The sequence below is a fragment of the Pseudomonas sp. BNK-7 genome, assembly GCF_048072025.1.
Classification (GTDB): Bacteria; Pseudomonadota; Gammaproteobacteria; order Pseudomonadales; family Pseudomonadaceae; genus Aquipseudomonas; species Aquipseudomonas danubii.
This window is the reverse complement of the sequence record NZ_CP182252.1, coordinates 1966337-1990894: the sequence shown is the minus strand read 5'-3', so window position 1 is coordinate 1990894 and position 24558 is coordinate 1966337. Positions and strand designations below refer to the sequence as shown.

The 24558-nt window shown below is 58.4% G+C and carries 22 protein-coding genes; 5 read left to right on the top strand and 17 right to left on the bottom strand.

The annotated features are described in order from the left end of the window. The 4 genes from glmM to rlmE all read right to left on the bottom strand — a co-directional run bounded on the left by glmM (position 1) and on the right by rlmE (position 4950). A complete protein-coding gene (gene glmM / locus ACMGF8_RS09180) occupies positions 1–1338 on the bottom strand; it encodes a phosphoglucosamine mutase (RefSeq protein WP_102861085.1) in 1338 nt (445 codons plus the stop codon). Between the two features lie 16 nt (positions 1339–1354). Next, the gene (gene folP / locus ACMGF8_RS09175; protein WP_102861084.1) at positions 1355–2206 is read right to left on the bottom strand and encodes a dihydropteroate synthase; all 852 of its coding nucleotides are present in this window, start codon (positions 2204–2206) and stop codon (positions 1355–1357) included. An 8-nt stretch (positions 2207–2214) separates the two neighbouring features. After that, positions 2215–4119 (bottom strand): ATP-dependent zinc metalloprotease FtsH, encoded by a 1905-nt coding sequence (gene ftsH / locus ACMGF8_RS09170; protein ID WP_102861083.1) that lies wholly within the window; start codon positions 4117–4119, stop codon positions 2215–2217. A gap of 201 nt (positions 4120–4320) precedes the next feature. After that, complete coding sequence (gene rlmE / locus ACMGF8_RS09165) at positions 4321–4950, bottom strand: 23S rRNA (uridine(2552)-2'-O)-methyltransferase RlmE (RefSeq protein ID WP_047283886.1); 630 nt, start codon at positions 4948–4950, stop codon at positions 4321–4323. A gap of 104 nt (positions 4951–5054) precedes the next feature. On the opposite strand from rlmE, the gene ACMGF8_RS09160 reads away from it, so the two are divergent. Beyond that, entirely contained in the window at positions 5055–5363 is a 309-nt protein-coding gene (locus ACMGF8_RS09160) for a YhbY family RNA-binding protein (RefSeq protein ID WP_102861082.1), read from the top strand. A gap of 12 nt (positions 5364–5375) precedes the next feature. On the opposite strand, the gene ACMGF8_RS09155 is transcribed toward ACMGF8_RS09160, so the two are convergent. The 8 genes from ACMGF8_RS09155 to grpE all read right to left on the bottom strand — a co-directional run bounded on the left by ACMGF8_RS09155 (position 5376) and on the right by grpE (position 15877). Beyond that, the gene (locus ACMGF8_RS09155) at positions 5376–5780 is read right to left on the bottom strand and encodes an MFS transporter (protein ID WP_102861081.1); all 405 of its coding nucleotides are present in this window, start codon (positions 5778–5780) and stop codon (positions 5376–5378) included. A 28-nt stretch (positions 5781–5808) separates the two neighbouring features. Beyond that, positions 5809–6285 (bottom strand): transcription elongation factor GreA, encoded by a 477-nt coding sequence (greA, locus tag ACMGF8_RS09150; RefSeq protein WP_011059193.1) that lies wholly within the window; start codon positions 6283–6285, stop codon positions 5809–5811. Further along, positions 6282–9503: a carbamoyl-phosphate synthase large subunit gene (carB, locus tag ACMGF8_RS09145; protein WP_102861080.1), complete on the bottom strand. Its 3222-nt coding sequence runs from the start codon at positions 9501–9503 to the stop codon at positions 6282–6284. The genes greA and carB overlap by 4 nt, the downstream gene beginning before the upstream one ends. 133 nt (positions 9504–9636) lie before the next feature. After that, positions 9637–10773 carry a glutamine-hydrolyzing carbamoyl-phosphate synthase small subunit gene (gene carA / locus ACMGF8_RS09140; protein WP_416759358.1) on the bottom strand — a complete coding sequence of 379 codons (1137 nt, stop codon included), beginning with the start codon at positions 10771–10773 and terminating at the stop codon, positions 9637–9639. Between the two features lie 256 nt (positions 10774–11029). Then, positions 11030–11836, bottom strand: a complete 807-nt coding sequence (dapB, locus tag ACMGF8_RS09135; RefSeq protein ID WP_102861078.1) for a 4-hydroxy-tetrahydrodipicolinate reductase — start codon at positions 11834–11836, stop codon at positions 11030–11032. A gap of 10 nt (positions 11837–11846) precedes the next feature. Continuing rightward, entirely contained in the window at positions 11847–12971 is a 1125-nt protein-coding gene (gene dnaJ / locus ACMGF8_RS09130; RefSeq protein WP_102861077.1) for a molecular chaperone DnaJ, read from the bottom strand. A 320-nt stretch (positions 12972–13291) separates the two neighbouring features. After that, positions 13292–15208: a molecular chaperone DnaK gene (dnaK, locus tag ACMGF8_RS09125; RefSeq protein WP_102861076.1), complete on the bottom strand. Its 1917-nt coding sequence runs from the start codon at positions 15206–15208 to the stop codon at positions 13292–13294. 102 nt (positions 15209–15310) lie between these two features. Then, complete coding sequence (grpE, locus tag ACMGF8_RS09120; RefSeq protein WP_102861075.1) at positions 15311–15877, bottom strand: nucleotide exchange factor GrpE; 567 nt, start codon at positions 15875–15877, stop codon at positions 15311–15313. Between the two features lie 249 nt (positions 15878–16126). Here grpE and recN point away from each other — a divergent pair, with 249 nt between their 5' ends. Continuing rightward, a complete protein-coding gene (gene recN, locus ACMGF8_RS09115; protein WP_102861074.1) occupies positions 16127–17800 on the top strand; it encodes a DNA repair protein RecN in 1674 nt (557 codons plus the stop codon). Positions 17801–17894: 94 nt separating this feature from the next. Here recN and fur read toward each other — a convergent pair whose 3' ends face one another. After that, positions 17895–18299 carry a ferric iron uptake transcriptional regulator gene (fur, locus tag ACMGF8_RS09110; RefSeq protein ID WP_011059185.1) on the bottom strand — a complete coding sequence of 135 codons (405 nt, stop codon included), beginning with the start codon at positions 18297–18299 and terminating at the stop codon, positions 17895–17897. A 98-nt stretch (positions 18300–18397) separates the two neighbouring features. Between fur and ACMGF8_RS09105 the strand changes: the two genes are divergently transcribed. After that, the gene (locus ACMGF8_RS09105; protein WP_102861073.1) at positions 18398–18925 is read left to right on the top strand and encodes an outer membrane protein assembly factor BamE; all 528 of its coding nucleotides are present in this window, start codon (positions 18398–18400) and stop codon (positions 18923–18925) included. Between the two features lie 58 nt (positions 18926–18983). On the opposite strand, the gene ACMGF8_RS09100 is transcribed toward ACMGF8_RS09105, so the two are convergent. The 3 genes from ACMGF8_RS09100 to ACMGF8_RS09090 are packed head-to-tail and all read right to left on the bottom strand — an operon-like array spanning position 18984 to position 21136. Continuing rightward, positions 18984–19298 (bottom strand): RnfH family protein, encoded by a 315-nt coding sequence (locus tag ACMGF8_RS09100; protein WP_207167049.1) that lies wholly within the window; start codon positions 19296–19298, stop codon positions 18984–18986. Further along, a complete protein-coding gene (locus tag ACMGF8_RS09095) occupies positions 19291–19725 on the bottom strand; it encodes a type II toxin-antitoxin system RatA family toxin (RefSeq protein WP_016967218.1) in 435 nt (144 codons plus the stop codon). Before ACMGF8_RS09095 ends, ACMGF8_RS09100 begins: the two co-directional genes overlap by 8 nt. 7 nt (positions 19726–19732) lie before the next feature. Next, a complete protein-coding gene (locus ACMGF8_RS09090; RefSeq protein ID WP_416760286.1) occupies positions 19733–21136 on the bottom strand; it encodes a sodium-dependent transporter in 1404 nt (467 codons plus the stop codon). Between the two features lie 117 nt (positions 21137–21253). Here ACMGF8_RS09090 and smpB point away from each other — a divergent pair, with 117 nt between their 5' ends. Next, a complete protein-coding gene (gene smpB / locus ACMGF8_RS09085) occupies positions 21254–21736 on the top strand; it encodes an SsrA-binding protein SmpB (RefSeq protein ID WP_047283878.1) in 483 nt (160 codons plus the stop codon). An 81-nt stretch (positions 21737–21817) separates the two neighbouring features. Here the strand turns inward: smpB and ACMGF8_RS09080 are convergent, their stop codons facing one another. Beyond that, positions 21818–22585 carry a GntR family transcriptional regulator gene (locus tag ACMGF8_RS09080; protein WP_102878322.1) on the bottom strand — a complete coding sequence of 256 codons (768 nt, stop codon included), beginning with the start codon at positions 22583–22585 and terminating at the stop codon, positions 21818–21820. Between the two features lie 261 nt (positions 22586–22846). Between ACMGF8_RS09080 and ACMGF8_RS09075 the strand changes: the two genes are divergently transcribed. Beyond that, the gene (locus tag ACMGF8_RS09075; protein WP_416759352.1) at positions 22847–24541 is read left to right on the top strand and encodes a lactate permease LctP family transporter; all 1695 of its coding nucleotides are present in this window, start codon (positions 22847–22849) and stop codon (positions 24539–24541) included. Positions 24542–24558 lie beyond the last annotated feature (17 nt).

Below are 24558 nucleotides of genomic sequence, written 5' to 3'. Positions count from 1 at the left end.
TCAGGCAGAAACTTCAGCAACCAGTTTTGCCAGCTCATCAGCATAAGCGCGAACCTGAGCTTCATCGTCACCTTCGACCATGACACGCACCAGCGGCTCAGTACCGGACTTGCGCAGCAGAACCCGACCACGCCCCGCCATAGCAGTCGTAACGCGCTCGCAAGCCTCTTTCACAGCAGGATGCTCAACCGGGCTCTCGCCACCACCAAAACGGACATTGACCAGCACTTGAGGGCATTTGCGCAGCCCTTGGCGTGATTGCGCCAGACTTTCACCACGCGCCTTGAGCGCCATCAGCACCTGAAGCGCGGCGATGATCGCATCACCAGTGGTCGCGTGACGGAAGCACACGATATGGCCGGAATTCTCTCCACCCACCAACCAGTTGCGCTCAAGCAGCTCAGCAATCACATAACGATCACCTACGTTGGCCCGGACAAAAGGAATACCCAGATCCGCCAGAGCCAGCTCCAGCCCCAGATTGCTCATAAGCGTCCCGACCACACCGCCTTGCAACTTGTCACGCTCATGCAGGTCCCGGGCGATGATGAACAGCAGCTCATCACCGTCAACAATTGCACCGGTCTGGTCGACCATCAGCACCCGGTCACCGTCGCCATCAAAGGCAATACCCAGATCCGCGTGCTCAGCCAAGACCGCTGCCTGCAATTGCGACATATGAGTCGAACCGCAGTTCTCGTTGATGTTCAAGCCATTAGGCTGCGCAGATAGAACCGTGACTTGCGCACCCAACTCGCGAAATACACTCGGCGCGACCTTGTAGGTGGCGCCATGAGCGCAGTCCAGGACGATCTTCAAGCCTGCAAAACTGGTGCTCGATGGCACGCTGCTCTTGCAGAATTCGATATAGCGCCCCGATGCATCGTTGATCCGCGACACCTTGCCGAGCTTGCTCGACTCCACCACGGTCATGGGCGCATCCAGTAACTCCTCGATCATCAACTCCACCTCGTCAGGCAACTTGGTGCCCTCACCCGAGAAGAACTTGATGCCGTTGTCATCATGGGGATTGTGCGAAGCACTGATGACAATCCCGGCCTCCGCATGGAAGGTGCGCGTCAGATAGGCGATAGCCGGAGTTGGCATCGGCCCCAACAGCATGACATCTGCACCGGCAGCAGATAGCCCTGCCTCGAGAGCCGATTCGAACATGTACCCAGAGATACGCGTGTCCTTACCTACCAGCACACGGCAAGCCCCCATGCTGCGGAAAGCCATGCCCGCCGCCCAGCCGAGCTTGAGCATAAAGTCTGGAGTAATAGGGTATTCGCCCACACGACCACGAATGCCGTCGGTGCCAAAATATTTCTTAGTCATAAGTACTCCATCGTTCTTATTCAGCGGATTCCACTGCCGCAATCATTCGCACCACATCCACCGTTTCGGCGACATCATGGACGCGGATAATCTTCGCGCCCTTGGTCACCGCCAGTGCCGCCAGTGCCAGGCTACCGTGCAATCGCTCGGCCACAGGCCGATTCAGGGACTGGCCAATCATGCTTTTTCGCGACACCCCGACCAGCAGGGGACGCCCAAGGGCATGCAAGGTCTCCATATGCTTGAACAGACTCAAGTTGTGCTGCAGGGTCTTGGCAAAACCAAAGCCCGGGTCAAGAACAATCCGCCCAGCCTCGATCCCCACCGACGCACACGCCGCCATCCGCTCAACCAAAAACTCACTCACTTCCCGAGTGACGTCCTGGTAATGCGGGTTGTCTTGCATATCGCCAGGCTCACCGAGCATATGCATCAGGCATACAGGCAAACCAGTAGCGGCCGCCGCATCCAGGGCACCATCACGGCGCAGTGCGCGCACATCATTGATCAACCCCGCTCCCAGGCGAGCGGTTTCACGCATGACGGCCGGCGTCGAGGTATCAACGGAAATAACCACATCCAGCTCGCGATTAATTCGCTCCACGACCGGGGCCACACGCTCCAACTCTTCCAGGGGCGATACCGCACGAGCACCCGGCCGCGTCGACTCGCCACCAATATCGATCAGCGTAGCACCAGCAAGAACCATGGCCTCGGCATGCCGCAAGGCGACATCCAGTTGACTGAAGCGACCGCCATCGGAGAAGGAATCGGGGGTTACATTGAGAATGCCCATGACATGCGCACGGGCCAAATCAAGAACCCGGTTGCCGCAAGGCAACCGGGTGGAGGAAGGAACAGAAGTCATTTAAAACCTTAGTGGTCGGCAGCAGGGCCGCCAATGGGTGTTTCCGGACGTTCGTTTTGCACTACTGGAGGAGTAGTACCCGAACCGCCCTCCCAATCACGAGGTTCACGCGGAGTACGCCCAGCCATGATGTCGTCAATCTGATCAGCATCGATGGTTTCGTACTTCATCAAGGCATCTGCCATGGCGTCCAGTTTGTCGCGGTTATCTGTGAGGATCTGCTTGGCGGTGCCATAGCACTGATCAATGATGCTGCGTACTTCGGAGTCGATCAGTTTCGCTGTTTCAGCGGACAAACTGGCATGCTGACTGCCTGCACTGCGCCCCAGGAACACTTCGCCCTCTTCTTCCGCATACATCAGCGGGCCGAGTTTTTCGGAGAGCCCCCACTTGGTGACCATGTTCCGAGCAATCTGGCTGGCGCGCATGATGTCGTTGGATGCGCCAGTGGTCACACCGTCAAAACCCAGCGTCATCTCTTCTGCAATACGACCGCCATAGAGCGAGCAGATCTGGCTGATCAGGGCTCGCTTGGACAAGCTATAGCGATCCTCCTCCGGCAAGAACATGGTGACGCCCAATGCCCGACCGCGAGGAATGATCGAGACTTTGTAGACTGGGTCATGCTCAGGCACAACTCGACCAACAATGGCGTGGCCAGCTTCGTGATAAGCGGTGTTCTGCTTCTCTTTCTCGGACATGACCATGGATTTGCGCTCTGCGCCCATCATGATCTTGTCCTTGGCCAGTTCAAACTCCTTCATTTCGACAATGCGCTTACCGGTACGAGCCGCGAACAGCGAGGCCTCGTTCACCAGGTTTGCCAAGTCGGCACCGGAGAAGCCCGGCGTACCACGCGCAATCACCGCCGGAGCAACATCTTCGCCCATTGGCACTTTGCGCATGTGGACCTTGAGAATCTGCTCACGACCGCGAATATCCGGCAGGCCAACCACTACCTGGCGGTCGAAACGACCGGGCCGCAGCAGCGCTGGGTCAAGCACGTCAGGACGGTTGGTGGCGGCGATAACAATGATGCCGTCGTTCATTTCAAAGCCGTCCATCTCAACCAGCAATTGGTTGAGGGTCTGCTCACGCTCATCATGACCGCCGCCCATGCCGGCACCACGGTGACGACCGACAGCGTCGATCTCATCGATGAAAATGATGCATGGAGCATGTTTCTTGGCCTGTTCGAACATGTCGCGAACACGGCTGGCACCAACACCAACGAACATCTCGACGAAATCGGAACCGGAGATAGTGAAGAACGGCACCTTGGCTTCGCCCGCAATGGCCTTGGCCAGCAAGGTCTTACCGGTGCCCGGTGGCCCCACCATCAGCACGCCGCGAGGAATACGGCCACCCAGGCGCTGGAACTTGCCTGGATCACGCAGGAATTCAACCAGCTCGCCAACTTCCTCTTTGGCCTCGTCACAACCAGCAACGTCAGCGAGAGTGGTTTTCACCTGATCTTCAGAGAGCAGACGCGCCTTGCTCTTGCCAAAGCTCATCGGCCCGCCCTTACCACCTGCGCCACCCTGCATTTGCCGCATGAAGAACATGAAGACGGCAATGATCACCAGGATCGGGAAACTGGCTACAAGCAGTTGGGTCCAGATACTTTGTTGCTCGGGCTGCTTGCCCTCGACCACGACATGGTTGTCCACCAAATCGCCGATCAGACCATTGTCCTGAATGGCAGGACGGATGGTTTTGAAGGTATCGCCATCGCTGCGCTTGCCGGTAATAACGTAGCCATCAACAGCTACGCGCTCGACCTTGCCATCCTTAACTTGCTGGATGAAGTCGGAGTAGTTGAGGGTTTGCGGCTCGTTAGGGCTGGAGAAGTTGTTCATCACCGTCACAAGGACGGCAGCGATGATCAACCAAAGGATCAGATTCTTTGCCATGTCGTTCAATTAACTACCCTCTGAAGCAAGCGCCGCTACTGGCGCGCGCTTCGCATGATATTCACCGGCCTAACTTACTACATTACCTACAGCTCTGGCAGGCGCTGTCTGTAACCCTATGTGAAACTTAGACTACACAATATGCGTTTAATCTGACGGGGCGAAATACGAAAATCCTATCACCCCAGTCAAAAACCTTACTTACTCGCTGCGACCACGAAAGCCCCGCCCCAGCAGATATTGCTCCCGAGAACGGTCACGGGAAGATGTCGGTTTGCGCATCTGCACTTTCTCGAACATCTGCCGAACGCTCTTGTGGTACTCATCAAAACCTTCACCTTGGAAAATCTTGATCAGAAAATCACCACCTGGCCGTAGTACCCTACCCGCAAGATCCAGCGCCAATTCGCACAGGAACATCGCCCGAGGCATGTCCACGGCTGCTAACCCACTCATATTGGGGGCCATATCGGAAATCACAAGGTCAACCTCTGAATTTCCGACAGCTTCGAGAATCTGCGCCAGCACCGCATCCTCGGTGAAGTCCCCTTGAATGAAGGTCACATCGGGGATGCTGTCCATTTCCAGGATATCCGAGGCGATCAATCGCCCCTGACCACCAATCAGACGACTGGTCACCTGCGACCAGCCCCCCGGGGCAGCCCCCAGGTCGATAACACTCATGCCAGGACGGATAAGGCGGTCCTTTTCCTGGATCTCCAGCAGTTTGTAGCTGGCACGGGAACGGTACCCATCTTTTTGCGCCATTTTGACGAATGGGTCGTTGAAGTGCTCTTTCAGCCAGTTATGGCTAGTTTTGGAACGGGCCACGGGCCACCTCAAAATAAAACGGGTCGTGATTAACTGGGCGGTCCCGGACTCGCTCGGGTAAACTGGCCGCCGCTTTTTACAAGATCAGACGCAGGGGTCAGATTATGCCGCTCACTCAAGAGCAGAAGAAACAGTACAAATCCATTGGCCACCATCTGAAACCAGTATTGACTGTGGCTGACAACGGTTTGACCGAAGGTGTGCTAGCCGAACTTGAACGCGCCTTGAGCGATCACGAGCTGATCAAGATCAAGCTCAACATCCTCGAGCGCGAATCGCGCCTGGAAGCCATTGCCGAACTGTGCAAGGCCGGCAAAGCGGATCTGGTGCAGGTCATCGGCAAGATGGCGCTGATCTACCGCAAGAACGCCAAGGTAAACAAGCAATTGTCGAACGTCCATCGTTTCAACTGACGTCGACTCGGGTCAAGGGTGTGCCTGGCGCACCCTTCCACCCCATCCTGGCACCGGCTGCAATACCAGTATCAAGCCGGAAAATCCCAGAACCAGATAGCTGAACAACTGCCAGCGTTGAGCTTCAGGCAACAGAATACGCACAGCGAAATACATGCCGCACGCATACATTGCCATCAACAGCAGTTGCCCCCGAATATCCCGCCAAAGACTTCTCAATCCTTCGGACTGAATCAGCACCAGCGTCTGCAGAACCAGGCACGCCCCCGAAAAGCCCACCAACAAAGCACTGAGCAGGGTAGAAATCTCTTCGATCAGCAAGGGAGCAAGGCCAATCTGGCCCAGGACGGGAAACAAACCGAAATGCAACAGCCATAAGCCGCCGACCCACAGCATCTGGGTCAGCTGCCAAAGCATGGCGCCCGCATGCAGCGGGCGCCTTCTTTCAGATGTGACGGACTTCGACAATCTCATACTCGATTACACCGCCAGGCGTTTTGACCGCCACCACATCACCCTCTTCCTTGGCAATCAAGGCACGAGCAATCGGCGAGCCGACGGAGATTTTACCGAGCTTGATATCAGCCTCGTCCTCACCAACGATCTGGTAGGTCACGCTTTCGTCAGTCTCGACGTTGGCGATCTCGACCGTGGTGCCAAAGATCACCTTGCCGGTATGAGGAATGGTCGTGACATCGATGACCACCGAGTTCTGCAGGCGGCCTTCGATATCACGGATCCGAGCCTCGACCATGCCTTGCTGTTCACGCGCAGCATGGTATTCAGCGTTTTCCTTCAAGTCACCCAACTCGCGGGCCGTACCGATGTCCTGGCTGAGCTTAGGACGAACGACCTTGGTCAGGTGAGCATGCTCTTCTTCCAGGGCGCGAGCGCCCTGGACGGTCATTGGGTATTTATTCATGCCTTCAATCCTGCGTGTAGATCCTGCAAGCGACGCACGGTTTTTTCCGGACCGAACTTCAACGCTTCGCAGATAGCTTCGCCAGCAGCAATGGTGGTGGTGCAGTAGATCTTGTGCTGCAAGGCGTTACGACGAATGGAGTAAGAGTCAGCAATCGACTGACGACCTTCAGTGGTGTTGATGATCAGGGTGACTTCGTCGTTCTTGATCATATCGACCACATGCGGACGGCCTTCAGTCACCTTGTTCACACGACGCACTTTCAGGCCGGCCGCTTCGATCAGCTTGGCGGTGCCCGCAGTAGCGACCACTTCGAAGCCCAAGTTGATCAGATCACGGGCCACGCCTGCAACCAGAGGTTTGTCATCGTCACGAACACTGATAAATGCAGTACCGCCAGTCGGCAGCACTTCGCTGGCGCCCATCTGGGCCTTGGCGAAAGCCTCACCGAAAGTATCGCCCACACCCATGACTTCACCGGTGGACTTCATCTCTGGGCCGAGGATCGGGTCAACACCCGGGAACTTGGCGAACGGGAACACCGCTTCCTTGACGCTGTAGAAGTTCGGGATGATTTCCTTGGTAAAGCCCAGCTCTTTCAGAGTCTTACCAGCCATCACACGAGCCGCGATCATCGCCAGGGAGACGCCGATGCACTTGGACACGAAAGGCACGGTGCGGGAAGCACGCGGGTTAACCTCGATCACATAGATCTGCTCACCCTGAAGGGCCAGCTGTACGTTCATCAGGCCGACCACCCCCAGTTCCAGGGCCATTTTCTTGACCTGCTCACGCATCTCATCCTGGATGTGCGCCGGCAGCGAGTACGGCGGCAGAGAGCACGCGGAGTCACCGGAGTGAACACCGGCCTGCTCGATATGCTGCATGATTGCGCCGATCACCACGTCGGTGCCGTCGCAGACCGCATCCACGTCCATCTCGATGGCGCAGTTGAGGAAGTGATCCAGCAGCACCGGACTGTCGTTGGACACTTGCACCGCTTCACGCAGGTAGCGCTTGAGCTCTTCTTCCTCGTAGACGATTTCCATTGCACGGCCGCCCAGAACATAGGACGGACGCACCACCAGCGGATAACCGATCTTGGTCGCGGCACGAATCGCTTCGTCTTCGCTGCGCACGGTGGCGTTTGGCGGCTGACGCAGGTTCAGGCGCTCAACCATTTGCTGGAAGCGCTCACGGTCTTCGGCACGGTCGATGGCGTCAGGACTGGTGCCAATGATCGGCACACCGGCCGCTTCCAGAGCACGGGCCAGCTTCAGCGGAGTCTGGCCGCCGTACTGAACGATCACGCCTTTTGGCTTCTCGACGCGGACGATTTCCAGCACGTCTTCCAGGGTTACCGGTTCGAAGTACAGGCGATCGGAGGTGTCGTAGTCGGTGGAAACGGTTTCCGGGTTGCAGTTGACCATGATGGTTTCGTAACCATCGTCGCGCAGTGCCAGTGCAGCGTGTACGCAGCAGTAGTCGAACTCGATACCCTGGCCGATACGGTTTGGACCGCCGCCCAGGATCATGATCTTGTCGCGGGTCGATGGTGCGGCTTCGCACTCTTCTTCATAAGTCGAGTACAGGTAAGCGGTGTCAGTAGCGAACTCGGCGGCGCAGGTGTCGACGCGCTTGTAGACCGGGAACACTTCCAGCTTATGACGGTGAGTGCGCAGGTTCTTCTCGGTCACACCCAGCAGCTTGGCCAGACGCTGGTCGGAGAAGCCTTTGCGCTTCAAGCGGAACATCAGGTCGCGACCGATAGCCGACAGACCCAAGGTCTTGACCTTCTCTTCTTCCTTGATCAGATCTTCGATCTGCACCAGGAACCAAGGATCGATCATGTTCATGCCGAAGATCTGCTCGACGGTCATGCCGGCACGGAAGGCGTCAGCCACGTACCAGATACGCTCGGCGCCTGGCACGGTCAGCTCGCGCTTGAGGACGTTCATGCTTTCCGGATTGCTCAGGTCGAGCTTCGGATCCAGGCCGCAAACACCGACCTCCAGACCGCGCAGAGCTTTCTGCAGGGACTCCTGGAAGGTCCGGCCGATGGCCATGACTTCACCCACCGACTTCATCTGGGTGGTCAGGCGCGCGTCAGCCTTGGAGAATTTCTCGAAGGCGAAGCGCGGCAGCTTGGTCACGACGTAGTCGATGGACGGCTCGAAGGAGGCTGGAGTCTTGCCGCCGGTGATGTCGTTGGACAGCTCGTCCAGGGTGTAACCCACCGCCAGCTTGGCAGCGACCTTGGCGATCGGGAAACCCGTGGCTTTCGAGGCCAGCGCCGAAGAACGGGACACCCGCGGGTTCATCTCGATCACGACCATGCGGCCAGTGTTCGGGCAGATGCCGAACTGCACGTTGGAACCGCCGGTTTCCACGCCGATCTCACGCAGTACCGCCAGGGAGGCGTTACGCAGGATCTGGTATTCCTTGTCGGTCAGGGTCTGTGCCGGAGCTACGGTGATCGAGTCACCGGTGTGCACACCCATCGGGTCGAAGTTTTCGATGGAGCAGACGATGATGCAGTTGTCCTTCTTATCGCGGACCACCTCCATCTCGTACTCTTTCCAGCCGATCAGCGATTCGTCGATCAGCAGTTCCTTGGTCGGCGACAGGTCCAGACCGCGGGCACAGATCTCTTCGAACTCTTCACGGTTGTAAGCAATACCGCCACCGGTGCCGCCCATGGTGAAGGACGGACGGATGATGCAAGGGAAACCCAGCTTGTCGAGGACTGCATTGGCCTCTTCCATGCTGTGAGCGATACCGGAACGTGGGCACGCCAGGCCGATGGACTTCATGGCAGCGTCGAAGCGCGAACGGTCCTCAGCCTTGTCGATGGTATCGGCATTGGCACCGATCATCTCTACGCCGAACTTCTCCAGAACGCCTTCGCGCTCCAGGTCCAGAGCGCAGTTCAGAGCCGTCTGGCCGCCCATGGTTGGCAGCAGCGCATCCGGACGCTCTTTCTCGATGATCTTGGCAACGGTCTGCCACTTGATCGGCTCGATGTAGGTGGCGTCGGCCATGGCCGGGTCGGTCATGATGGTGGCCGGGTTGGAGTTCACCAGGATGACCCGGTAACCCTCTTCGCGCAGGGCCTTGCAGGCCTGGGCGCCGGAGTAGTCGAATTCGCAGGCCTGGCCGATCACGATCGGGCCAGCGCCAAGAATCAGGATGCTTTTAATGTCTGTACGTTTTGGCATGGGTTGTCACTCAAATCCGCAGGTCAGTCGGCAAGCCGTCTTGAACATTCTCTGAGGCACCTGAGGGGATTATTCCGCCGGACTCGCCGGGGCCGCCCTCAGGCGCTGCTCGCTACACTTTCAAGGCGAGCGCTTAGCGTCGCTTGGCCATCTCGTTGATGAAGCGGTCGAACAGCGGCGCCACATCGTTCGGGCCCGGGCTGGCTTCAGGGTGGCCCTGGAAGCTGAACGCGCTCTTGTCGGTACGCTCGATACCCTGCAGGGTGCCGTCGAACAGCGACTTGTGGATCGCCCGGACGTTGCCCGGCAGCGTGGCTTCATCCACCGCAAAACCGTGGTTTTGGCTGGTGATCATGACCACGCCGGTGTCCAGGTCCTGGACCGGGTGGTTGGCACCGTGGTGGCCATGGCCCATTTTCAGGGTCTTGGCACCGGAAGCCAGGGCCAGCAGTTGGTGACCCAGGCAGATGCCGAACACCGGAATCTCGGTCTCGAGGATTTCCTTGATGGCCTTGATCGCGTAGTCGCAAGGCTCGGGGTCGCCAGGACCGTTGGACAGGAACACGCCATCTGGATTGAGGGCCAGGACGTCGCTCGCCGGGGTCTGAGCAGGCACAACGGTCACGCGGCAGCCGCGCTCCACCAGCATGCGCAAGATGTTCAGCTTGACCCCGAAGTCATAGGCAACCACGTGGTACGGCAGATCGGCGGCTTCGATGGTGGCGTGGCTGTCGGTTTTCAGATCCCAGACAGTCGAACGCCATTCGTAGCTTTGCTTGGTGCTGACGACTTTCGCCAGGTCCATGCCTTTCAGGCCCGGGAAGCCGCGCGCTGCTGCAATCGCCACTTCTTCGGAGATGTTGTCGCCGGCCATGATGCAGCCGTTCTGAGCACCTTTTTCACGCAGGATGCGGGTCAGGCGACGGGTGTCGATACCGGCGATCGCCACAACGTTGTTGGCTTTCAGGTAATCGGACAGGGACAGGGTGTTACGCCAGTTGCTGGCCACCAGCGGCAAGTCACGGATAACCAGGCCAGCCGACCAGACGCGGTCGGACTCGGCGTCTTCCGGCGTGGTGCCGGTGTTGCCAATGTGGGGATAGGTCAGGGTAACGATCTGTTGGGCGTAGGAAGGATCGGTAAGGATTTCCTGATAGCCGGTCATTGCGGTGTTGAACACCACCTCACCAACGGTTTGACCGTCGGCTCCAATGGCTTCGCCACGAAAAATGCTGCCATCAGCAAGGGCGAGTATGGCTGGCTTAGTCAAGAAGACCTCCCGTAAATAGAGCCTGAAAGGGCGATCGCAGGTTGCAAAAAAGCGGAATGACGTATAGACACGTCACCCCGCTTCTTCGTCGAATTATCTGCGCGCTTTTAGTGGACACACTAAAGCTGTAGCTTACAGAAAAAGGCTTTTTCGGTCCACCGCTAATGAGCCTTAAAGGCAGAGGAATGCGACAGAACATCGCCTAGCGGTGCGAAGCGGGGTTGAAGGACAGCCTCAACCCCACTTCAGATGCATCTCAACGCAAATCCAGCACATCCTGCATGTCGTAAAGACCGGCCTCGCGACCATCCAGCCACAGGGCAGCACGTACCGCACCTTTGGCGAAGGTCATGCGGCTGGAGGCCTTGTGGGTGATTTCCAGGCGCTCGCCCTCAGTGGCAAACAGCACAGTGTGATCCCCCACCACATCACCACCACGCACAGTGGCGAAACCGATGGTTTCGCGCTCACGCGCACCGGTATGCCCCTCGCGACCATAGACCGCAACCTGTTGCAGGTCGCGCCCCAAGGCATTGGCAATCACCTCACCCATGCGCAGGGCAGTACCCGAAGGCGCATCGATCTTGTGACGGTGATGAGCCTCGATGATTTCGATGTCCGCATCATCACCCAGCACCCGAGCCGCCATATCCAGCAGCTTCAGCGAAAGGTTCACCCCGACACTGAAGTTGGCAGCGAAGACGATGGGAATCTCCTTGCCCGCCTCAGCCAGCAATTGCTTTTCCTTGGCACCCAAACCCGTAGTACCAATCACCATGGCCTTGCCCGCCTTACGGCAGAAGGCCAGGTTCTTGAGCATCACTTCCGGCAAGGTGAAATCGATCAGCACATCAAACTCATCGACAACCTTCTCCAGGCTATCGGACATCGACACGCCAAGACGCCCCAGGGACGCCAGCTCACCTGCATCCGCACCCACCAGCGAACTGCCAGGACGAACGATCGCCGCCGTCAACCCAGAGAGCGGCGAGCGCAGCTGCACAGCCTCGACCAAAGTCTTGCCCATGCGCCCCGCGGCGCCCATCACTGCTATACGTCGCATGCATTACTCCTTACAGATCGCCGAAGAAGCGTTTGACGCCCTCAAACCAACCCGTGGTTTTCGGCGAGTGCGAATTGTCGCCATCCAGCGAACCGCGCAACTCTTCCAGCAGCTCGCGCTGACGACGACTCAGGTTCACTGGCGTTTCCACCGCAACCCGACACATCAGATCGCCAGCACCGCCGCCACGCACCGGAGCAACGCCCTTGCCGCGAATCCGGAACTGCTTGCCGGTCTGAGTCCCCTCAGGAATCTTCAGCTTGACCCGACCATCCAGAGTCGGAATCTCCAGCTCGCCGCCCAAGGCCGCATCAACAAAGCTGATAGGCACTTCGCAGAACAGATGCTTGCCGTCACGCTGGAAGATCGAGTGCTCGCGCACATTGATCACCACATACAAGTCACCAGTCGGACCACCCTGGGTCCCCGCCTCACCCTCACCGGACAGACGGATACGGTCACCCGTATCGACACCTGCCGGCACTTTTACCGACAGCGTCTTGTACTCTTCGACGCGGCCTTCGCCGTGGCACGAATCGCACGGATCGGAAATGATCTTGCCCTGACCATGGCAACGCGGGCAGGTCTGCTGCACCGAGAAGAAGCCCTGCTGCATGCGCACCTGACCAATACCACCGCAAGTCGGGCAAGTGACAGGCGACGAGCCCTTCTTGGCACCCGAACCATCGCACGGCTTGCAATTGACCAGTGTTGGCACACGGATGTTAACCGTGGTGCCCCGCACCGCCTCTTCCAGATTCAGTTCCAGGGTGTAACGCAGATCGCTACCGCGCTGCGCGCCACCGCGAGAGCCGCCGCGACCGCCACCGAAGAAATCACTGAACACATCACCGAAGATATCGGAGAAGTTCTGACCGCCAAAACCGGCGCCACCACCACCCATGCTCGGATCGACACCGGCATGACCATACTGGTCATAAGCTGCGCGCTTACTGGAGTCGGACAGCACTTCGTAGGCCTCGTTGGCCTCCTTGAACATGTCTTCCGACGCTTTGTCGCCGGGATTACGATCCGGGTGATGCTTCATCGCCAGGCGACGGTAAGCCTTTTTCAGCTCCGCTTCGCTGGAGCCACGCTCCACACCCAATACTTCGTAATAGTCACGCTTTGCCATAAGTCTTTGCACTCTTAAGGACGCCCGGCAAACCCTCCTGAGCTCTGCCAAACTCGCTGAGCCCCAATAAGGCCCGGACCCAACTCACGTCAATTCAACGATCCTGGTCTTGGATAGACGACCCGGTTGCAGGTCGATCATTGCGGTCATCGCAGCCGGAAAGCAGGAGCTTCTCCGACCCGACCGCCAGTGCACAAACGGAAGTTGCACACCATCAAAATTCGCTGACTCCAGACACGCCAACGCGGGAGCAAGCTCCCGCGCGGCGACATCCTACCAGTCACCGCCCAAAGGCAGTCAACCGGCCGACCAACAAGCCATTACTTGTGGTCTTTTACTTCTTCGAACTCGGCATCGACGACGTCGTCGGCTTTTTCAGCAGACTCAGCGTGCGGTGCTGCACCCTCAGCAGGCTGAGCCTGTTCGGCGTACATCTTCTGGGCAACCGGGGCCGAGACTTTCGACAGCTCTTCGACCTTGGCGTCGATGGCAGCCTTGTCGTCACCTTTGACAGCGGCTTCCAGAGCAACCACGGCAGCTTCAATCGCGGTCTTCTCTTCCGCAGTCACTTTGTCGCCGGCGTCAGCCACCATCTTGCGAGTCGAGTGCACCAGCGCGTCACCCTGGTTACGGGCAGTGGCCAGCTCTTCGAACTTGCGATCCTCTTCCGAGTTGGCTTCAGCGTCACGGATCATCTGCTGGATTTCTTCATCCGACAGGCCGGAGTTGGCCTTGATCACGATCGACTGAGTCTTACCGGTAGCCTTGTCCTTCGCACCTACGTGCAGGATGCCGTTGGCGTCGATGTCGAAGGTCACTTCGATCTGCGGCACGCCACGTGGAGCAGGTGGAATGTCGGTCAGGTCGAACTTGCCCAGAGACTTGTTCTGCGCGGCTTGCTTACGCTCGCCCTGCAGCACGTGAATGGTCACGGCGCCCTGGTTGTCATCGGCAGTCGAGAACACCTGGGATTTCTTGGTAGGAATCGTGGTGTTTTTCTCGATCAGCGCGGTCATCACGCCACCCATGGTTTCGATACCCAGGGTCAGCGGGCTAACGTCCAGCAGCAGTACGTCTTTCACGTCACCGGCCAGAACCGCACCCTGGATCGCAGCACCCATGGCAACCGCTTCGTCCGGGTTGACGTCCTTACGAGCTTCTTTACCGAAGAAGTCGGTTACGGCTTTCTGTACCAGCGGCATACGAGTCTGGCCGCCGACCAGGATTACGTCGTTGATCGCGCCAACGTCGATACCGGCGTCCTTCAGAGCGATGCGGCATGGCTCGATGGTGCGCTGAACCAGGTCTTCAACCAGAGATTCCAGCTTGGCGCGGGAGATCTTCACGTTCAGGTGCTTAGGACCAGTGGCATCTGCTGTGATGTACGGCAGGTTGACGTCGGTCTGCTGGCTCGAGGACAGCTCGATCTTGGCTTTTTCGGCAGCTTCTTTCAGACGCTGCATGGCCAGCGGGTCACCCTTGAGGTTCATGCCGCTTTCTTTCTTGAACTCATCAACCAGGTAGTCGATCAGACGGATGTCGAAGTCCTCACCACCCAGGAAGGTGTCACCGTTGGTGGCCAGTACTTCGAACTGATGCTCACCGTCGACTTCAGCGATCTCGATCACGGAAACGTCAAACGTACCGCCACCCAGGTCATAAACGATCACGGTGTGATCGCCCTTGGCCTTGTCCATGCCATAAGCCAGAGCGGCTGCGGTTGGTTCGTTGATGATGCGCTTGACGTCCAGACCAGCGATACGACCGGCGTCCTTGGTGGCCTGACGCTGGCTGTCGTTGAAGTAGGCCGGAACAGTAATGACCGCTTCGGTCACTGCTTCGCCGAGGTAGTCTTCGGCGGTCTTCTTCATCTTTTTAAGGATTTCAGCCGAAATCTGTGGCGGAGCCATTTTCTGGCCGTTCACTTCAACCCAGGCGTCGTTGTTGTCAGCCTTGACGATCTTGTAAGGGACCATCTGAATGTCTTTCTGCACAACTTCTTCGTCGAAACGACGACCGATCAGACGCTTAACTGCGTACAGGGTGTTGTGCGGGTTGGTAACAGCCTGACGCTTGGCCGACTGACCTACCAGAATCTCGCCATCGTTGGCGTAAGCGATGATCGACGGCGTGGTACGCGCGCCTTCAGCGTTTTCGATAACTTTTACGTTGCCGTTTTCAAGAATGGAGACACACGAGTTGGTGGTCCCCAAGTCAATACCGATAATTTTGCCCATGTTAACTCTCCCGAAACTTTGGATTTGGATGCCGCAGTTGTGGTGGCAAACTGCGGTAGCACTTAAACGCTTGACTGTTAGATGGGGGCTCTACAGCCGTTTTCAAGCCTTTTCGTCAATCGAAGGCGAAACCGGTGCAGGCGCCTTGCTGACCACGACCATGGCCGGGCGCAGGAGGCGACCATTGAGCTGATAACCCTTCTGGAACACTTTGAGAACACTGTTGGGTTCTACATCCGCGCTTTCCTGCATGGCCATGGCCTGATGCTGTTCAGCGTTGAATGGTTCGCCGTGAGGATCGATGGCTTCCAACTGATAACGCTTGAGGGTGTCGTGGAACATCTTCAAGGTCAGTTCGATACCTTCACGCATTGGGCGGATGCTTTCGTCGTCCGGATTGGACAGCTCCAGGCCACGCTCCAGGCTATCGATCACCGGCAACAGGTCGCCGGCAAATTTCTCGAGAGCAAATTTGTGAGCCTTTTCCACATCCTGCTCGGCGCGGCGGCGGACGTTTTGCAGATCGGCTGCAACACGCAAAGCCTGATCCTGCGCACCAGCCAGTTGCTCTTCGAGCACTTGTACACGAGCCGCCAGGTCTTCACCCGAAGCCTCGGGGGCCTGATTGGCGTCTAGATTTTGCGTATCCAGCGTCTGTTCGTCAGCCATGAAATTCTCCTTTCAATATCGTCTGTGAGCCAGGCTCACTCTTCTGCACAGCTATATGGGGTCGCATTTTCAGGCTTCAAGCCCGCAGCCACAGCAAAAGTTGTTCCGACCGGATAAATCCTGTACGCGGACACTCCCGAGGCACTAAAAAGCCAGAATGACCAAGCAAATCGAGCTAAGGGAAAGCATTGTCAGCCCGAAACAAAACACTGTATAAATAACCAGACATCTAGTTTGGGAGCGGCCTTAATGCTGGTGCACCTGTCCGTACACAATTACGCCATCGTCGAACACCTGGATCTGGAACTGGATCGCGGAATGAGCGTCATTACCGGCGAAACCGGCGCCGGCAAGTCAATCATGCTCGACGCTCTCGGCCTGACCCTGGGCGATCGCGCCGACAGTGGCGTGGTACGACCCGGCGCCGACAAGGCCGACATCCTTGCCACCTTCGACCTCTCGGACATTCCCGAGGCCCACAGTTGGCTGGCCGAGCGCGATCTGGATAACGACGGGCCGTGCATACTACGCCGGGTGATCACCGCCGAAGGACGCTCCCGCGGCTATATCAACGGTACGCCCTGCCCGCTCGGAGACCTCAAGGCCCTGGGCGAACTGCTGATCGACATCCACAGCCAGCACGAGCACCAGTCACTGCTCAAGACCGATACCCATCGACGCCTGCTGGATGAATATGCCGGCGCTACCGATCTTGCCCGCCAGGTACAACTGGCAGCCCAACGCTGGCGCCAGACCCGCCAGGAGCTGGAGCGCCTGTCCAATTCCGGCGATGAGCAGCGCGCCCGCCATCAACTGCTGAGCTATCAGCTTGAAGAGCTGGAGAATCTCGGCCTGGGAGAAAACGAACTCGAAGAGTTGGAGCAGGAACACAAGAACCTGACCAACGCCGAAACCCTGCTGGGCATCTGCCGCCAGGTGGTCGAACAGTGCAGCGAAAGCGACTCCGGCAATGTCCTCAACGCCTTGACCGTCAGCCTCAACCGCCTGTCCAGCATCGGCAACTCGACAGGAGCATTAGGCGAGGCCACCAACCTGCTGGCCAGCGCCCAGATCCAGGTGGAAGAAGCCGTGGGCGAATTGAATCGCTTCCTCGATCACTTCGATGCCGACCCGGCACGCCTGCAACAGCTGGAGGAACGCCTGGACTCCATCTATACCCTGGCACGCAAGCATCGCATCCAGCCCTTCGAACTGGCGGCCATGCAGCAAACCCTGCTGGATGAAATCGAAACCCTGGACGCCAACGACGAGAGCATCGAGCGCCTCGGCGAAGAGCTGCAGTCCTTCGCCCGCCACTATCAGGAGAAAGCCCAGGAACTGAGTCGCTTGCGGGAGCAGGCGGCCACCGGACTGGCCAGCGCGGTAGAACTTGAAATTCAGCGCCTGGGCATGCCCGGCGGACGCTTCACGATCGAGCTGCGAGCCAACACCAGCGATGAGCTGCTGCCCAACGGCCTGGAGCAGGTCGAACTCCTGGTCAGCGCCAACCCGGGACAACCGCTCAAGGCACTGGCCAAGGTCGCCTCGGGTGGCGAGTTGTCACGCATCAGCCTGGCGATCCAGGTCATCACGGCACAAACCTCACGAGTGCCTACCCTGGTGTTCGACGAAGTCGACGTAGGGATCGGCGGCCCGACTGCCGAGATCGTCGGCCAATTGCTGCGGCGTCTCGGCGAGCGCGGCCAGGTGCTGACGGTTACTCACCTGCCACAAGTTGCCGCCCAGGGGCATCAACATCTGTTCGTGCACAAGGTCCGTGGCAACAACGCGACCCATACCGCCGTTTCCAAACTGGGCAAGAACGAAAGAATCGAGGAAATTGCCCGCATGCTGGGCGGTATCGATTTGACCAAGGAGTCCCTGGCCCACGCCAAGAAAATGGTAGTAACCACCAAGGCCTGAGGTTGTAGCGCTTCTTTTATATAGGCACAAAGCACGAAGGCGACCCTGAGGTCGCCTTCGATCGTTTCACGACTATGCCAGTCGCGTGAGAGGCTTACTTCTTCTTGCGCACATACAGCACAAGATTGTGATCCACCAACTCGAAACCGTGCTTTTCGACAATCGCCTTCTGAAGCTTTTCGATTTCTTCGTCGAAGAACTCGATCACTTCGCCAGACTCCACGTTGACCATATGGTCGTGGTGACCGCCATCCGCCAGCTCGAATACAGCGTGACCGCCATCAAAATTATGGCGCACCACCAGTCCGGCTGCTTCGAATTGAGTCAGTACACGGTAAACCGTGGCCAGACCCACATCCTCACCAGCTTCCATCAGCGCCTTGTAGACATCTTCAGCGCTCATGTGCCGCTGCTCGGTGGAGTCGAGCATTTGTAGAATTTTGACCCGTGGCAGAGTCACTTTAAGGCCGGCTTTACGTAGTTCGCTATTTTCAACCATGGTCAGCTTTCTCGCCGATGCTGCTTCGCAGCTTCTCTTAATGCGGGTATGATCGGGGTTTACGTTGTCCCAGCCAAGATAGTGGAAGTCGCCCACCGATGCAAAACACCAAGCTCTTGCTAACCAGTTTCACCTTCGTGGGACTGCTCGCACTCGCCGGTTGTTCATTCCCCGGGGTTTACAAAATCGACATCCAGCAGGGCAATGTCGTGACGCAGGACATGATAGACCAGTTGCGCCCGGGAATGACCCGACGGCAAGTAAGGTTTATCATGGGCAACCCTCTGTTGACCGACACGTTCCATGCCGATCGCTGGGATTATCTCTACAGCCTGCAACCTGGTGGCGGTGAACGCCAACAGGAACGCGTCAGCCTGATCTTCAACGGCAACGACCAACTGGTTAGCTTGGCCGGCGACTTCATGCCAGGCGTAAGCCGCGACGAAGCCCTGTTGGGCAAGGAGAGCGGCAACACCGTTACCGCCCCTGCCGAGAACGCCGAGAAGCCAAAAGCCGAGAAACCGGTCAAACCGGGTTCGCTGCTGGACCAGATCCAGAAGGATGTGGATGGCGTCGAAACCGTACCAGTGCCTACTCCTGAACCACTGGACACTTCTCCGCAATAATTTGTGGCCAATAAAAAGCCCGGGCATGCCCGGGCTTTTTATTGGCTGTCGCTAACGATCACTGTTCACGCTTACGAGCCTCGGCCGCCTTGGCGGCACGCAGACGCCGCACCTCTTTCGGATCGGCCAACAGCGGACGATAGATTTCAATTCGATCTCCGGCCTGAACTACATATTGCCCAGGATCGGATACCTGCTTTCCGAAGATTCCCACCGGACACGCCGCCAGATCCAGCCCCGCAAAATGCTCCTTTACAGAAGAAGCCTCCAACGCTGCAAGCAGGGTCGAACCCTGGGGCACTTGCACACTCAGCAGCACCTGGCGGTCGACGGCAGCATGAACCACCTCGATGACAATCAGAGGCTCAACCATGCAGTTGCTTGGCCCGCTGGCAGAATGCATCCACCAGAGTATTGGCCGCCTGATTGAACAGAGGCCCCAGAGTGGCACGCACCAACGGCCCGGCGTAGTCGAACGACAGATCGAGGCTGATCTTGCAGGCCTTCTCCCCCAACGGCTTGAACACCCATAACCCATGCAGTTGGTTGAACGGCCCCTCTTCCAGGTTCATCTCGATCGACTGTCCCGGCACCAGGGTATTGCAAGTCACAAAACGCTGACTCATGCCGCCCTTGGCCACCGCCAGACTGGCACGCATCCGTTCCTCGCTGTTTTCCAGCACCTCGGCCGAAGAGCACCAGGGCAGAAACTCCGGGTAACGGGCCACATCATTGACCAGGTCATACAGAAACTGCGCCGGATAGGGCAAAAGGGCCGAACGTTGAATATGGGTCGTCATGTGAGCTTCATTTCCACAACTGGGCGGCAAACACCACAAGAATGCCGACGGGCGCCACATAGCGCATCAAAAACAAGGCCAGGGTGAACAACAACGGACTACGCAACGACAACTCATCACGAACAGCCTCACGGCCCATCACCCAACCTGCAAACACCACGAAGCACAAACCGCCAAGAGGCAACATGATCCGCGAGGTGAAAAAGTCGATTACGCCAAAGAAATCCAGACCACCGGCCGCGCCCCATCGATAGAGATGAAAAACACCGCCTTCGTTCACGAAGAATTTGGCTTGTTGCCAGATGTTGAAGGAAAACACCGTTCCCAACCCCACGAACCAGCAACTGAACGCCAGCCAGAATGTCACCCAGCCGCGGCGGATTTTAGTCCTCTCGACGAGATAAGCCACCATCGGTTCCAACAAGGAAATCGCCGAACTCCAGGCAGCAATCGCCACCAGGATAAAGAACACTACGCCCATAAGCTGGCCGAACGCCACATTGCCGAAGGCAAACGGCAGGCTGATGAACATCAGGCCCGGCCCCTCGCTGGGATTCAGCCCGGCAGCGAATACGATGGGGAACAGGGCCATCCCCGCCACCAGCGAAACGAAGGTATCCAGCAGCGCCACACCGACCACGGTGCCAGCCAAGGACGAATGCTTGGGCATGTAGGCACCGTAGATCATGATCGAACCAACCCCCACGCTGAGGGAAAAGAACGCATGCCCCATGGCCGGCAGCAGCCCGTCCAACAAGCGGTCCAGGCTGAAGTCGAACATGAAATGCAGGCCCTGCATGAAATGCCCGGTGGTCATGCTGTAGCCCAGCAGCACCAACAGCATCACGAACAGCAGCGGCATCATGATCCGCAAACTGCGTTCAAGCCCAGCGACCACTCCCTTGGCAATCACCAATGCCGACAGCAGCATGAACAGCGTGTGCCAAAGCGTCAGTCGCCACGGGTCGGCCGTCACCGCGGAGAAGTACACACTGACCTGATCCGCCGTGACACCCTGAAAATCGCCGCGCCCCATATCGATGATGTAGTCCAGGGACCAACCACCCACCACGCTATAGAAGGAAAGAATCAGCAGCGCCGTGATCATTCCGGCGAAGGCGCCCCAGGACCACTTAGCCGAATGCCCCACCTCCAGAGCCAGCACCTTCAGGGCATTGGCCGGACTCTGCCGTGCCCGACGGCCAATCAAGGTTTCCGCCAGCATCACCGGCAAGCCGATCAGCGCAATACACGCCAGAAACACCAGGACAAAAGCACCACCACCATAGACACCGACCATGTAGGGGAATTTCCAGATGCTCCCCAGGCCCACGGCCGAACCAGTTGCAGCGAGTATAAAGACCCAGCGGCTTGCCCAGCCGCCGTGGACAGAGACCCTGTCTGTCGACATCGTTAACGCGCCCAACCGAAAAAAAAGAGGCCGCATTGTCCGGGATTCAATCAACCTGCTCAAGCACGCTGCGTCACCGTAGCCGACGCGCGCGCAACTCCCTATAATGCCGCCCCTATGGCTAAACAGAAGAAACACCCAACAGGGACCATCGCGCAAAATAAAAAGGCGCGTCACGATTACTTCATCGAACATCGGTTCGAGGCTGGACTGGTCCTGGCCGGCTGGGAAGTAAAGAGTCTGCGGGCGGGCAAGGCGCAACTGGTGGACAGTTACGTGCTGCTCAAGGATGGCGAGGCCTGGCTGTTCGGCAGCCATTTCACCCCGCTGACCACTGCAAGTACCCACGTCATTGCCGACCCGACGCGCTCGCGCAAGCTGCTGCTCAACCAGCGCGAGCTGGAAAAGCTGTTCGCCGCCGTGCAGCAGAAGGGTTACGCCTGTGTGTGCCTTTCGCTCTACTGGAGCAAGCACCTGGTCAAGTGTGAAATTGCACTGGGCAAGGGCAAGAAGGAATACGACAAGCGTCATACCGAACGCGAGCGCGATTCCGATCGCGAGCTGCAGCGTGCGGTGCGGACCAAGGGCAAGGAAGACTGATCTTCCTGCCTTGAGGTCGCTTTCGCCGGCAAGCCGGCTCCTACAACACCCAGGTAGGAGCCAGCTTGCCGGCGATTTGCATTACATGCCCTTGCGCCGTTCGGCCCGGGCTACTCGCTGCACTTCCTGACGCACTTCCTCAAGCACCTCTTGCACATAAAGAATGTGCCGGCTGGAAACTTCCCGAGCCTCCTCCGCACGCCCTTCAATAATCGCCAAGTACAGATCGCGGTGCTGCCTGATCAGCATGTCGCGAGTTTCCGTGCGCTGCTTGTACATGCCGCCGATGTTGGTCACCACGTTGCGCTTGAGCAGGTCGAACAGGCCGCGAATGGTGTGCAGCAACACCGCGTTATGGCTGGCCTCGGCAATCGCCAGGTGGAACTTGGCATCCGCCGCCCCCTCCTCGATACGACTGACATCGTCGGAGCGAGAATAACAATCCTGCAGCTCCTCGAAAGCTTGAGTCAGCCGCTCACGATCCACCGCCGTCGCGCGCAACGCCGCGTAATAAGCGCAAGACGCCTCCAGGGTATGGCGGAACTCCAGCAGATCGCGCTGTGCATCCGTGTTGTTTTCCAACAGGTGCAGCAAAGGATCGCTGAAGGTCGAGCCCAGGGATTCCACCACGTAGTTGCCGCCGCCCTGACGGCTGATCAGCAAGCCCTTGGCCGTCAGCTTCTGGATCGCCTCGCGCAGTGAAGGACGGGAGACACCGAACTGCTCGGCCAAGGCACGCTCGGCCGGCAGCCGCTCGCCAGCCTTCAAGGTGCCTTCAAGAATCATCCCTTCCAGACGCTCGACAATATCGTCGGACAAACGGCGCTGGCGTATCTGATCAAACCCCATAACTCACTCTCCACCCTCCCGACCCTTCGCCGGGGGGCTCTATTCTGGCCTATTCACGGCGCGCCAACACCTAGCAGAAGGAAGCCTTTTGCACCGATCAGATGCCCGCGCCATAGCGCATTCGACAAAAGTTTTAGGGCGGCAAATTGACACACCGCGCACAACGCTTTTACCCTAGCCAACAGCGATTGTAAATTGGTCTTACCAATTAACCAAGACGCTAGCAGTGCCTGACCAACAACAATTAGGGGCCACCCCATTATGCAAACCTGGCAACAGCTCTATAGCCCGCTTGGCAGCCTCGGCCTGTCCGCCCTCGCCGCCGTTATCCCGATCGTGTTCTTCTTCCTGGCTCTGGCCGTGTTCCGTCTCAAAGGACACGTCGCCGGGAGTATCACTCTGGCCTTGTCGATCCTGGTGGCGATCTTCGCCTTCAAGATGCCCGCCGACATGGCCTTCGCTGCCGCTGGCTATGGATTTGCCTACGGTCTGTGGCCCATCGCCTGGATCATCGTCGCCGCCGTGTTCCTCTACAAACTGACGGTGAAAAGCGGCCAGTTCGAAATCATCCGCAGTTCGGTACTGTCGATCACCGACGACCAGCGCCTGCAGGTGCTGCTGATCGGCTTCTGCTTCGGCGCCTTCCTCGAAGGTGCGGCCGGCTTCGGCGCACCGGTGGCGATCACCGCCGCCCTGCTGGTGGGCCTGGGCTTCAACCCGCTGTACGCCGCCGGCCTGTGCCTGATCGCCAACACCGCGCCCGTGGCCTTCGGCGCCCTGGGGATTCCGATCATCGTTGCCGGCCAGGTGACGGGCATCGACGCCTTCAAGATCGGCGCCATGACCGGCCGCCAACTGCCGCTGCTGTCGCTGTTCGTGCCGTTCTGGCTGGTGTTCATGATGGACGGCATGCGCGGCGTCAAAGAGACCTGGCCCGCCGCGCTGGTGGCCGGTCTGAGCTTTGCCATCACTCAGTACTTCACCTCGAACTTCATCGGCCCGGAACTGCCGGACATCACTTCGGCCCTGGCCAGCCTGATCTCCCTGACCCTGTTCCTGAAAATCTGGCAGCCCAAGCGCACCGCCGGTGCGCAGATCGCCGGTGCCACCTCCAGCGCGGCCGTCATCGCCAGCGTCGGCGGCTTCGGTCAGCCACGCAACACCGTCGCTTCACCCTACAGCCTGGGGCAGATCTTCAAGGCCTGGTCGCCGTTCCTGATCCTCACCGTGCTGGTGACCATCTGGACCCTCAAGCCCTTCAAGGCGATGTTCGCCGCCGGCGGCTCGATGTACAGCTGGGTGTTCAACTTCGCCATCCCGCATCTGGATCAGTTGGTGATCAAGATGACGCCAATCGTAACCACCCCCACCGCCATCCCGGCGGTGTTCAAGCTCGACCCGATCTCCGCCACCGGCACGGCGATTTTCTTCTCCGCGCTGGTCTCCATGCTGGTGCTGAAGATCAACGTTAAAACTGGTCTGACCACTTTAAAAGAGACCTTCTACGAGCTGCGCTGGCCGATCCTGTCCATCGGCATGGTGCTGGCGTTCGCCTTCGTCACCAACTACTCGGGCATGTCTTCGACCATGGCCCTGGTCCTGGCGGGCACCGGCGCGGCGTTCCCGTTTTTCTCGCCGTTCCTCGGCTGGCTCGGGGTGTTCCTCACCGGTTCCGATACCTCGTCCAACGCCCTGTTCAGTTCGCTGCAGGCCACCACCGCGCACCAGATCGGAGTCAATGACACCCTGCTGGTGGCGGCCAATACCAGCGGCGGCGTGACCGGCAAGATGATCTCGCCGCAATCGATCGCCGTGGCCTGCGCCGCCACCGGCCTGGTGGGCAAGGAGTCGGATCTATTCCGCTTCACCCTCAAGCACAGCCTGTTCTTTGCCACTATTGTCGGCCTGATCACCCTGGCCCAGGCCTACTGGTTCACCGGCATGCTGGTGCACTAAGCAACACCGAAAGAACC